Source organism: Mycobacterium sp. RTGN5 (genome assembly GCF_033804465.1).
Lineage (GTDB): Bacteria > Actinomycetota > Actinomycetes > Mycobacteriales > Mycobacteriaceae > Mycobacterium.
Map to the genome: position 1 here is coordinate 755,186 of NZ_JAPZLA010000001.1, position 11,509 is coordinate 766,694.

The 11,509-nt window shown below is 67.3% G+C and carries 11 protein-coding genes; 5 read left to right on the top strand and 6 right to left on the bottom strand.

The window, feature by feature from the left end; all coding sequences use genetic code 11:
• Positions 1-108 precede the first annotated feature (108 nt).
• From hsaA to hsaB, 4 genes are read left to right on the top strand one after another with little or no spacing between them, the layout of a single operon-like run.
• Positions 109-1,293: a 3-hydroxy-9,10-secoandrosta-1,3,5(10)-triene-9,17-dione monooxygenase oxygenase subunit gene (gene hsaA / locus SLQ31_RS03625; protein ID WP_319429726.1), complete on the top strand. Its 1,185-nt coding sequence runs from the start codon at positions 109-111 to the stop codon at positions 1,291-1,293.
• Between the two features lie 12 nt (positions 1,294-1,305).
• A complete protein-coding gene (gene hsaD, locus SLQ31_RS03630) occupies positions 1,306-2,196 on the top strand; it encodes a 4,5:9,10-diseco-3-hydroxy-5,9,17-trioxoandrosta-1(10),2-diene-4-oate hydrolase (RefSeq protein ID WP_413641506.1) in 891 nt (296 codons plus the stop codon).
• A complete protein-coding gene (hsaC, locus tag SLQ31_RS03635; protein WP_319429727.1) occupies positions 2,193-3,092 on the top strand; it encodes an iron-dependent extradiol dioxygenase HsaC in 900 nt (299 codons plus the stop codon). The genes hsaD and hsaC overlap by 4 nt, the downstream gene beginning before the upstream one ends.
• 3 nt (positions 3,093-3,095) lie before the next feature.
• Complete coding sequence (hsaB, locus tag SLQ31_RS03640; RefSeq protein WP_319429729.1) at positions 3,096-3,662, top strand: 3-hydroxy-9,10-secoandrosta-1,3,5(10)-triene-9,17-dione monooxygenase reductase subunit; 567 nt, start codon at positions 3,096-3,098, stop codon at positions 3,660-3,662.
• Positions 3,663-3,668: 6 nt separating this feature from the next.
• Here the strand turns inward: hsaB and SLQ31_RS03645 are convergent, their stop codons facing one another.
• The 6 genes from SLQ31_RS03645 to fadD3 all read right to left on the bottom strand — a co-directional run bounded on the left by SLQ31_RS03645 (position 3,669) and on the right by fadD3 (position 10,277).
• The gene (locus SLQ31_RS03645; RefSeq protein ID WP_319429731.1) at positions 3,669-4,436 is read right to left on the bottom strand and encodes an alpha/beta fold hydrolase; all 768 of its coding nucleotides are present in this window, start codon (positions 4,434-4,436) and stop codon (positions 3,669-3,671) included.
• A 62-nt stretch (positions 4,437-4,498) separates the two neighbouring features.
• Positions 4,499-5,662 (bottom strand): pyridoxal phosphate-dependent aminotransferase, encoded by a 1,164-nt coding sequence (locus tag SLQ31_RS03650; protein ID WP_319429733.1) that lies wholly within the window; start codon positions 5,660-5,662, stop codon positions 4,499-4,501.
• Positions 5,663-5,672: 10 nt separating this feature from the next.
• A complete protein-coding gene (locus SLQ31_RS03655; protein WP_319429735.1) occupies positions 5,673-6,632 on the bottom strand; it encodes an acyl-CoA dehydrogenase family protein in 960 nt (319 codons plus the stop codon).
• Complete coding sequence (locus tag SLQ31_RS03660) at positions 6,629-7,585, bottom strand: acyl-CoA dehydrogenase (RefSeq protein ID WP_319429737.1); 957 nt, start codon at positions 7,583-7,585, stop codon at positions 6,629-6,631. The genes SLQ31_RS03655 and SLQ31_RS03660 overlap by 4 nt, the downstream gene beginning before the upstream one ends.
• Positions 7,582-8,727: an acyl-CoA dehydrogenase family protein gene (locus SLQ31_RS03665; protein WP_319429738.1), complete on the bottom strand. Its 1,146-nt coding sequence runs from the start codon at positions 8,725-8,727 to the stop codon at positions 7,582-7,584. Before SLQ31_RS03665 ends, SLQ31_RS03660 begins: the two co-directional genes overlap by 4 nt.
• Positions 8,727-10,277 (bottom strand): 3-((3aS,4S,7aS)-7a-methyl-1,5-dioxo-octahydro-1H-inden-4-yl)propanoate--CoA ligase FadD3, encoded by a 1,551-nt coding sequence (gene fadD3 / locus SLQ31_RS03670; RefSeq protein ID WP_319429739.1) that lies wholly within the window; start codon positions 10,275-10,277, stop codon positions 8,727-8,729. Before fadD3 ends, SLQ31_RS03665 begins: the two co-directional genes overlap by 1 nt.
• 79 nt (positions 10,278-10,356) lie before the next feature.
• Between fadD3 and ipdE1 the strand changes: the two genes are divergently transcribed.
• Positions 10,357-11,505, top strand: a complete 1,149-nt coding sequence (ipdE1, locus tag SLQ31_RS03675) for an acyl-CoA dehydrogenase IpdE1 (protein WP_319429741.1) — start codon at positions 10,357-10,359, stop codon at positions 11,503-11,505.
• Positions 11,506-11,509: the final 4 nt, after the last annotated feature.

Genomic DNA, 11,509 nt, shown 5'->3' on the forward strand with positions numbered 1-11,509 from the left:
TACAGAAATGGGTTTGCATATCGCTACCAGCCGCAGGCTCGCGCTGCTCGACACAAATCGTAACGTGTTCTAGTCTTGGTCCAGTAACGCACTTCCGGGAGGCATGCAGTGACGTCCATTCAACAGCGTGACGCGGAGTCGGTTCTCACCGGCATCGACGAACTGCTGCCAAAGCTGCGCGAGCGGGCCCAGGAGACCGAGGACCTGCGCCGCATCCCCGACGCCACGATCGCCGAACTCGACGAAGTCGGCTTCTTCAAGCTCCTCCAGCCCGAGCAGTGGGGCGGCCTGCAGAGCGATCCGGCGCTGTTCTACGAGGCCGTTCGCCGGCTGGCCAGCGCCTGTGGTTCGACCGGCTGGGTCGCCGGCATCCTCGGCGTGCACAACTGGCACCTAGCGCACTTCGAGCAGCAGGCGCAGGAAGACGTGTGGAGCGCGGATCCGAACGTGCGGATCTCGTCGTCGTACGCCCCGATGGGCGCCGGCGTCGTCACCGACGGCGGGTACCTGGTCAACGGTGCGTGGCACTGGTCGTCGGGTTGCGACCACGCGTCCTGGACGTTCGTCGGTGGCCCGGTCATCAAGGACGGGAGGCCGGTCGACTTCGGCAGCTTCCTGGTCCCGATCAGTGACTACCGCATCGACGACGACTGGCACGTGGTCGGCCTCAAAGGCACCGGCAGCAACACGCTGGTGATGAAAGACGTGTTCGTCCCCCGCCACCGGTTCACCTCGTTCAAGGCGATGAGTGACCTGAGTTCCCCCGGGCTGCAGAGCAACACCGCACCCGTGTACAAGATGCCTTGGGGCACAATACATCCCACGACCATCTCGACACCTATCGTGGGCATGGCCTACGGCGCCTACGCCGCTCACGTCGAGCACCAGGGCAAGCGGGTGCGTGCCGCCTACGCCGGTGAGAAGGCCAAGGACGATCCGTTCGCCAAGGTCCGCATCGCCGAGGCGGCCAGTGACATCGACGCGGCCTGGGGCCAGCTGTCGGGCAACCTGGCCACCGAGTACGCGCTGCTGCTGGCCGGCCAGGATATTCCGCTGGAGCTGCGCGCCAAGGCCCGCCGCGACCAGGTCCGCGCCACCCAGCGCGCCATCGCCGCCATCGACCGGCTCTTCGAGAGTGCCGGCGCCACTGCGCTTGGCACCGATACACCGCTGCAACGGTTCTGGCGCGACGCACACGCGGGACGGGTGCACGCCGCCAACGACGCCGAGCGCGCGTACGTGATGTTCGGCAACCAGGAGTTCGGGCTTCCGCTCGGCGACACGATGGTTTAGCGGGCCGACCCGATGACGTCCTTCATCCAGGAAGTGGAGTCTCAGCAAGAGCTGACCTTCGAATCCACCTCGCGCTATGCGCAGGTCCGTGACGACATGCGCCTGCACTTTCACGAGGCGGGCGTCGGCAATCCGCAGACCGTGGTGCTGTTGCACGGCGGCGGTCCTGGCGCATCAAGCTGGTCGAACTTCTCGCGCAACATCGCGGTGCTGGCCAAGCACTTTCATGTGCTCGCGGTCGACCAGCCCGGTTACGGCCACTCTGACAAGCACGCCGAGCACGAGCAGTACAACCGTTACAGTGCAACGGCTTTGCTGAACCTGTTCGATCATCTCAAGATCGAACGCGCCGACCTGATCGGCAATTCGCTTGGCGGCGGCACCGCGGTGCGGTTCGCGCTGGACAACCCCAAGCGCGCCGGCCGGCTGGTTCTGATGGGCCCGGGCGGACTGTCGGTCAACCTATTCGCGCCCGACCCCACCGAGGGTGTGAAGCTGCTGGGTCGGTTCACCGCCGACCCCACGCGTGAGAACATGGAGAAGTTCCTGCGCATCATGGTCTTCGACCAGAAGCTGATCACCCCCGAGCTGGTCGACGAGCGCTTCGCGATCGCGAGTACCTCCGAGTCACTGGCCGCCGCCAGGGCGATGGGAAAGTCGTTTGCCGGAGCCGATTTCGAGCTCGGCATGATGTGGCGCGACGTATACAAACTGCGCCAGCGGGTGCTGCTGATCTGGGGCCGCGAGGATCGGGTCAACCCGCTCGACGGCGCACTGGTGGCGTTAAAGCAGATTCCGCGTGTGCAGCTGCACGTTTTCGGGCAATGTGGACATTGGGCTCAGTTGGAGAAATTCGACGAGTTCAACAAGCTGACCGTTGATTTCCTCGGAGGTGGGGCATGACGCTAAAAGCGCTGGGCTACATGCGAATCGAGGCCACCGATGTGGCGGCCTGGCGCGAGTTCGGGCTCAAGGTGCTCGGCATGGTGGAGGGTGACGGGGCCATCCCCGATGCGCTCTATCTGCGCATGGATGATTTCGCCGCCCGCCTGGTGATCGTGCCCGGCGACCGCGACCGGCTGCTGATCTCAGGCTGGGAGGTCGCCGATGCGCCTGCGCTGCAAAGCCTGCGCGAGACGCTGGCCAAGGCAGGTGTCGAGTTCGTCGAAGGCACGCGCGAGGAGAAGTCCGAGCGCCGTGTCGAGGGTCTGGTCCGGTTCTCCGATCCCGCCGGCAACGTCCTCGAAGCGTTCCATGGTGCGCAGTACCTGGGGCGCCGGTTCGTCAGCCCCTACGGCCACAAGTTCGTCACCGCCGAACAGGGACTCGGGCACGTCGTGCTCACCTGCGACGACGACGCCGCCGCGCAGGCCTTCTATCAGGATGTGCTGGGCTTCCGGCTCCGCGATTCGATGAGCCTGCCGCCGCAATTGGCCGGCCGCCCGGCCGACGGCGACCCGATCTGGCTGCGGTTCTACGGCTGCAACCCGCGACACCATGCACTGGCCTTCATGCCGATGCCCAACCCGACCGGCATCGTGCACCTGATGGTCGAGGTGGAGAACTCCGATGACGTCGGCCTGTGCCTGGACCGCGCCAATCGCCGCAAGGTAAAGATGTCGGCGACGCTGGGCCGGCACACCAACGACAAGATGCTGTCCTTCTACATGAAGACCCCCGGCGGTTTCGACGTCGAATTCGGTTGTGAAGGACTCGAAGTCGAGGATGACGGCTGGATCGCCCGGGAGAGCACCGCGGTCAGTCTGTGGGGCCACGACTTCTCCGTCGGGTTCAAGTAGCCGATGTCCGCGGCGCCGATCGACCCCCGCACGTTCCGGCACGTGCTGGGCCAGTTCTGCACGGGCATCACGATCATCACGACGGTCCACGAGGACGCTCCGGTCGGGTTCGCCTGCCAGTCGTTCGCTGCGCTGTCGCTCGAGCCGCCGCTGGTGCTGTTCTGCCCCACCAAGCTGTCGAGGTCCTGGGCGGCTATAGAGGCCAGCGGAAAGTTCTGCGTCAACATCCTGCACGAGAAGCAGAAGGATGTGTCCGCCCGGTTCGGATCCAGGGAGCCGGACAAGTTCGCTGGAATCGACTGGAGCCCAAGCGCGCTCGGCTCACCCGTGATCGACGGCACGCTGGCTCATATCGACTGCACGGTGCATTCAGTGATTGACGGCGGTGATCACTTCGTGGTGTTCGGTGCCGTGCACTCGCTGTCCGAGGTGCCGAAGAAGAAACCGCGACCGCTGCTGTTCTATCGCGGCGACTACACCGGTATCGAGCCGGACAAGACCACTCCGGCGCACTGGCGCGACGACCTCGACGCCTTCCTCACCACCACCACCCCCGACACCTGGCTGTAGCGCGGATCAGCCCTGCTCGCCGATGAACTCGAGGATCGCCGTGGCCACCTCGCGGTGCACGGTCTCGTTGAGGATGTCGTGATGGGCGCCGGGGAATTCCCGAAGCCGTAGCGCGTCGATCTGCTCGGCGTAGGCCCGCAGCGCGCTCACCGGGGCGATGGGATCGAGCTCGCCGTGGATGGCCAGGGTCGCCACCGTCAACTTCGGCAGCTCACTGCCGAAGCGGTCCCACGCGCGATCGAGCTCGCGCGCCAGCGGCACACTGTCGGCCTCGACGAACGCCAGCGGATCGTTCTCCATCGCGTCCAGGTAGAACGGATCGTCGGACAGCCAGTGCGGGTCGAGGTCGAGTGAACTGTCGGTGTCGAGCAGCTCGGGCACCGGGACCACCGGCGCGCCGGAGATGATCCCGGCGCGGTAGCGCTGCGGCTGGTCCAGAAGCCGAAATAGGGTCACCACGGCCCCGTACGAATGCCCTTGTGCGATAAGCGGAATCCCGGGCGTCGTCTGCTCAGCCAACGCCGTGAGGCCCTCGGCGAGCGCGGAGCTGTCCTCGATCCGGCCGAAGTCCCCGCGCGCACCGGGGGAGAGACCGTGGCCGAACTGGTCGACCGCCCACAGATCGATCCCGGCCGCGTTGAGGGCGAAGCCCAGCCGGTGGTAGACGCCGGTGTGTTCGCCGAATCCGTGCAGGAAGATGACGGCCGCACGGGGTTCGAGTGCGGCCCAGTGTCGGTAGTAGGCGCGGCCAAGCTCGTGGTCGATGAACGGCATGCCATCAGCCCACCAGCTCCGAAGGCGTGTCGCAATAGTTGCGCTCACCGTGCATGCTCAGCCTAACGAGCCAGCCAGGGTCCGAGCCGGCGCAGCGCTTCGTCGATATCGCCAGACGGGCCGGCGAACGACAGCCGCACGAACGACCCGCCGCGCGCGGGGTCGAAGTCGATCCCGGGGGCGATCGCCAATCCGGTGTCGGCCAAGAGTTTCTCGCAGAAGGTCAACGAGTCGGTCGTGAAGTCCGAGACGTCGGCGTAGACGTAGAACGCCCCGTCGGTGGGCGCCAGCCGGGTGATGCCAACCTGGCGCAGACCGGCAAGCAGCGTCTCCCGGTTGGCCGCGTAGTGGTGCAGATGGCCTTGGGCCTCGGCTACCGCCTCGGGCGTGAATGCCGCCACTCCGGCGTATTGCGGGAGCACCGGCGGGCAGATGGTGAAGTTTCCGGTTAGGCAGTCCACCGCGCGCCGCAGCTCCTTGGGCACCAACAGCCAGCCCAGTCGCCAGCCCGTCATCGCGAAGTACTTCGAAAAACTGTTCGCCACAACGGCATTACGTGACGTCTGCCAGGCACACGAGGTTTCGGGTGCGCCGGGGTAGACCAGCCCGTGGTACACCTCATCGCTGATCAGCCGGGCTCCGGTCGCATCGCACCAGGTTGCGATGGCCGCGAGTTCTTCCGGCGGGATCACTGTGCCGGTGGGGTTGGCCGGGCTGGCCACGATCACGCCCTGCACCGGTGGATCCAACTCGGCCAGCATTTGCACGGTCGGCTGGAACCGGGTTTCGGGCCCGCACGGGATTTCCACCACCTCACAGCCCAGTGCCGACAGGATGTTGCGGTAGCAGGGATAGCCCGGGCTGGCGATCGCCACCCGGTCACCGGGGTCGAAGCACGCCAGGAACGCCAGCAGGAAGCCGCCCGAGGAGCCGGTGGTCACCACCACGTCGTCGGCGCTGACGTCGAGGCCGTAGCGACCGGCGTAAGAGCCGGCGATCGCCGCCCGCAGCTCCGGGATGCCCAGCGCGACGGTGTAACCGAGCTGGTTGGCCTCCAGTGCGGCCGCCGCGGCCGCGCGCACCGGTTCCGGGGCGCCGACGCTGGGTTGACCCGCCGACAGGTTCACCAGGTCACCGTGGGTGCGCTGGCGCTCCGCGGCGGCAAGCCACACGTCCATCACATAGAACGGCGGGATCCCGGCTCGCAGCGCAACGCGGTTGTTCACTCCAGTCAGGCTAGAGCACCTGGGATTCGAGCTGGCGGACTTGCTCAGACACCGAACCCAGCAACTGGGCGCTGCCGTGCGCCCGCTTGAAGTACAGCTGGATGTCGTGTTCCCACGTGATCGCGATGCCGCCGTGCAGTTGGATCGCCTCGCCGGCCACCTTGGTGAACGCCTCGGTGGCGGCCAGGCGTGCCAGCGCCGCTGACACCGGCGATGGCTGCGCGATCGCATCGCCGACGACGGCGCGTGCTGACTGCACCGCGACGTAGAGGTCGGCCATCCGGTGCTTGAGCGCCTGGAAGCTGCCGATCGGCCGGCCGAATTGCACGCGTTCCTTGGTGTATTCGACGGTGAGTTCCAGGCACCGCGCTGCGGCGCCGATCTGCTCGGCCGCGAGCAGGATCGCTGCGGTGTCGGCCAGTCCGGGATCGGTACCGATCGTCGCGGTGGAGCCCGGGGTGAGCCGGGCCAGCCGGCGGGTCGGGTCCATGGTCTGCACCGCTTCGGCGGTCACATCACTCCACAGGACCAGCGAGCCATCAGCTCCGGCTCCCTCGACACCCAGCACGACGTCGGCGACATCCCCGTTGATCACGTAGCCGGGGTCGAACACCACCGCGCCGATCGCGGCACCGGCGGCCAGCTGCTCGAGGATGTCGGTGTCGGGCTCGTCGGCGGCAAGCAGTGCCAGCTCCGCCAGCGTCGTGCCGAGCAGCGGCGTCGGAACCAGTCCGCGACCCAGCTCCTCGAGAACCGCTGCCGCATCGGCTAATTCACCGCCGGCACCGCCCAGTTCTTCAGGCACCACCAGGGCGGCGACACCGAGCTGCTCGCACAGCTTCGTCCACAACGATTCGTCGTAGCCGCGCTCGGATTCCATCGCTTCGCGGACCGCGGCTGGGGAGGCGTGCTTGTCGATGAGTGCCGCGACGGTATCGCGCAGCATCTGCCGTTCTTCAGTGGATGTCATTTCAGCGCCTCCAGCACTCGACGTCGATGAGTGGTCGGGTCGCCCCACGCCGAGTGCAGCGCCTGCACCCGCAGCAGCCACAGCGACAGATCGTGTTCGGAGGTGAACCCGATGGCGCCATGCGTCTGCAGCGACGAGCGCGCCGCCAGCAGTGCGGCATCCGAGGCGGCGGCCTTGGCGGCGCTGACATCGCGTGCGGTATCGGGGGACCCGTCGGCCAGCGACAGTGCCGCGCCGTAGACCAGCGGACGGGCCAGCTCCACCGCGATGTGGACGTCGGCGAGCTTGTGCTTGAGCGCCTGATAGCTGCCGATGACGCGGCCGAACTGGCTGCGCTGCTTGGCGTATTCGACCGACATGTCCAGCATCGCCTGGCCGGCGCCGATCAGCTGGGCGGCGGTGGCCAGCGCGCCGAATTCGTACGCCCGCGCGACATCGGCGTCGCGGGCCTCGCCGGTGGCGGTGACGTCGAACAGCCGGCGGCTGGCGTCGACGGACTCGTGCCCGTCGCCGACGGTGGCATCGCTGACCCGGCCGTCCTGTGCCAGCAGGGTGAGCCCGGCGAAGTCGGCGTTGACGGCGCGCGGCACTGCCGGTGGCAGCGCCACCGTTGCGATCAGCTCACCGGCAGCCAGCCCCGCCGAGCGATCATCGTCCGCGAGCAGAATCGGTGCCACCGCAATGGATTCGGTCACCGGACCGGGCACATTCCAGCGGCCCAGGCGTTCGAGTGCGACCACCAGGTCGACGGGGTGCGCCTCGATGCCGTCGTACTTCTCGGCCACTGCCAGTGCCGTGACACCGAGGTCGGTCAGCGCCGACCACACCTTGCGGGCGGGAGTGGTGTCACCGTCGGCCCAGGCCCGGACGGCGCCGGGGACGTCGGCAGCGCCCAGTGCGGCGTCGATACTGGCGGCGAAGTCACGCTGCTGTTCGTCGAGTGCGAATTTCATTTACTCTTCCCGGCGCTCTCTCTGGGCAGCCCGAGCAACCGCTCGGCGATGATGTTTCGCTGAATCTCGTTGGTACCGGCGTAGATCGGGCCGCCCAGCGCGAACAGCAGACCGTCGGTCCAGCCGTCGGTGAGCTCGGCATCGGCACCACGAAGCTCCAACGCAGTCTGATGCAGGGCGACGTCCAGATCGGACCAGAACACCTTGGTCACCGATGACTCGGCGCCCAGTTCACCGCCGCCGGCGACCCGGGTCACGGTGCCGAACGTATGTAACCGGTAGGCCTGCGCCTTGATCCAGGCGTCGGCCACCCGGTCGGCGAACGCCGGGTCGGCGCCCTTGTCACGCCACTGCGACACCAGCCGCTCGGCCGGCGCCAGGAAGCGGGCCGGGCTGCGCAGCGACATGCCGCGCTCGTTGCTCGACGTGCTCATCGCGGCGCTCCAGCCGTCGTGCACGCCGCCGATGACGTCGGCGTCGGGCACGAACACATCGTCGAAGAAGATCTCGCCGAACCCGGTGTCACCGCCCAGTTGCGCGATCGGGCGTACCGTCACGCCGTCGGCCTTCAGGTCGAACATGACGTAGGTCAAGCCCTTGTGGCGTTGCGCTTCGGGATCGGACCGGAACAGTCCGAAGCCCCGCTCGCCGAACACCGCCCGTGAGCTCCAGATCTTTTGACCGTTGAGGAGCCAGCCGCCGTCGGTCTGAGTGGCCGTCGACCGCAGCGACGCGAGGTCGCTACCGGACTCCGGCTCCGACCAGGCTTGGGCCCAGATCTCTTCGCCGCTGGCCATTTTCGGCAGCACCCGGTCGAGTTGTTCTTCGGTGCCGTGCGCGAACAGGGTCGGGCCCAGCATCGAGGTGCCGTTGGCGCTGGCCCGCCCGGGCGCTCCGGCGCGGAAGTACTCCTCCTCGTAGACCACCCACTGCAGCAGGCTGGCATCGCGACCGCCGTACTTCTCCGGCCAGGTGATCACCGACAGGCCGGCGTCGAAAAGGACGCGGTCCCAGACCCGATGCTGCTCGAACCCTTCGGCCGTGTCGTAGGACTTCGTTGGGAACGAGTCGGAGTTGGCCGACAGGAACGAGCGCACCTCGTCGCGGAACTCTTCGGTGGCGTCGTCGTAGCTGAGATCCATCAAACCATCTCTCGGAGTGTGGGTTTGACCACTTTACCGCCCGGGTTTCGTGGCAGGGTCGCCACGAAGACCACCGAGCGCGGGGTCTTGAAATTGGCCAGATGCTTTTTGGTGTAGTCGATGACGGCCTGCTCGTCGAGGTCGCTGCCGTCGCGGCGCACGATGAATGCTCGGCCGACCTCGCCGAGGCGTTCGTCGGGCACGCCGATCACCGCGGCGTCGGCCACGCCATCGAGGCGGGCGAGCACCTGCTCGATCTCGGCGGGGTAGACGTTGAAGCCGCCGCAGATGTACATGTCCTTGAGCCGGTCGGTGATTCGCAGATTCCCCGCCTCGTCGACGGTGCCGATGTCGCCGGTGTGCAGCCAGCCGTCGGCGTCGATCGCCGCCGCGGTGGCGGCCGGATCCTCGAGATAGCCGAGCATCACGTTGGGTCCGCGCAGCAGCACCTCACCCGCGCCTGCCTCGTCGGGCGAATCGATGCGCAGTTCGAAGTCGGCGATCGGGCGCCCGCAGGTGGTGGCCACGGTCACCGCGTCGTCGTCGGCGCGGCACATGGTGCCGAAGCCGTTGGCTTCGGTCAGCCCGTACGCGGTGAGCACGATGTCAAAATCGAGCTCGGCCTGCATCCGTTCGATCAGCACGACGGGCACTGTCGCCGCGCCTGTCACCGCGAAGCGCAGCGAGCTGAGGTCGTAGTCCTTGCGGGTCGGGTGGTCCAGCAGCGTCTGGAAGATCGTCGGCGGCCCCGGCACCACGGTGATGCGCTGCTCGGCGATCAGCCGCATCGCCTGCTCGGGGTCGAAGGTCAGCTGGGGAATCAGGGTGGCGCCGGTCTGCAGGCAGGCCAGGATGCCGGCCTTGTAACCGAAGTTGTGAAAGAACGGGTTGATGCACAGGTAGCGGTCGGCGCTGGTGAGCTGGCCGCACTCTGCCCACGCCGCCGGGGCTGCCAGTGACTGTCGGTGGGCGCACAACACGCCTTTGCTGCGCCCGGTGGTGCCTGAGGTGAACAGGACATCGGACGGGTCGTCGGGGTGCACCGCCGCGGCGCGGGCGTCGACCTCCGACAGCGCTGCTTGCGGGCCGGCCAGGAAGTCGTCCCAGGTGCCGGCCGAGTTGGTGTCGTCGGAGTCGATCGGGATGCGGACGATGTGCCGCAGTGCTGGCAGCGCTGCGCGGTCGAGGTCACCCACCCGGTCGGCGCCGAGGAAGCGGCCCATGCCGAACAGCAGCGGTGCCTCGGTGCGGGCCAGGATGTCGGAGGCCTCGGCGGCGGTGTAGCGGGTGTTCAACGGCACCATCACCGCACCGGCGTAGTGAGTGGCCAAACAGGCGATCACCCAGTGCCAGGTGTTCGGCGACCAGATCGCGACCCGGTCACCGGGGGCGACGCCGAGGCCGATCATCGCCGCCGCAGCGCGGCGAACTTCGTCGCGCAATTCGGCGAAGGTCAGGGTGCGTTCGGCGGTGACCAGGGCGTCGTGGTCGGCGAATTCGACGGCCATCCGATCCAGCACCCCAGGTGTGGTGCGCGGTTGGCTCGTCATCGAGACTCCTCAGGGCTTGATACCCGGTGCATCGTCCCCGGGCTAACAAAGCAAGTGCTTGGTAGGTTAGCCTACAAGGGTGATCACGGTCGAGGAGTTCCGGGCGGAGGTCCGCGCGTGGCTGGCCGACAATCTCGTCGGTGAATATGCCGCGCTCAAGGGCCTCGGCGGCCCGGGCCGCGAGCATGAAGCCTACGAGGAGCGACTGGCCTGGAACCGGCATTTGGCCGCGGCGGGCCTGACCTGCCTGGGCTGGCCGGTGGAACACGGCGGTCGCGGCCTGTCGGTCGCGCACCGGGTGGCGTTCTACGAGGAGTACGCGAAGGCCAATGCTCCCGACAAGGTCAACCACTTCGGTGAGGAACTGCTCGGGCCCACCCTGATTGCGTTCGGCACCCCCGAGCAGCAGCAGCGGTTCCTGCCCCGGATTCTCGACGTCACCGAGCTGTGGTCCCAGGGCTATTCGGAGCCGGGCGCCGGCAGCGACCTCGCCAACGTCGCCACGTCTGCGGTGCTGGACGGGGACGCGTGGGTGATCAACGGCCAGAAGGTGTGGACGTCGTTGGCGCACTGGGCGCAGTGGTGCTTCGTGGTGGCCCGCACCGAGAAGGGCTCCAAGCGGCATGCCGGGCTGTCCTACCTGCTGGTGCCGCTGGATCAGCCCGGGGTGGAAATCCGCCCGATCATCCAGCTGACCGGCGACTCGGAATTCAACGAGGTGTTCTTCACCGACGCCCGCACCGACGCCGACCTGGTGGTCGGCGAGCCGGGCGACGGCTGGCGAGTGGCCATGGGGACGCTGACCTTCGAGCGCGGCGTGTCCACGCTGGGTCAGCAGATCCGTTATGCCCGTGAGCTTTCCGGTATCGCTGAGCTGGCCAAGACCACCGGCGCGATCGACGATCCGTTGATCCGGGAGCGGCTCTCCCGGTCCTGGGCGGGTCTGCAGACGATGCGGTCCTACGCCTTGGCGACGATGGATGTCGAGCAACCCGGCCAGGACAATGTGTCGAAGCTGTTGTGGGCCAACTGGCATCGCGATCTCGGTGAGCTGGCCATGGACATCCAGGGTAAGTCCGGGCTGCTGTTGGCCGACGGTGAATTCGACGAGTGGCAGCGGCTGTTCCTGTTCTCCAGGTCGGACACGATTTACGGCGGCTCCAACGAGATTCAGCGCAACATCATCGCCGAGCGGGTGCTCGGCCTACCTCGAGAGGTGAAGGGCTAGTGGC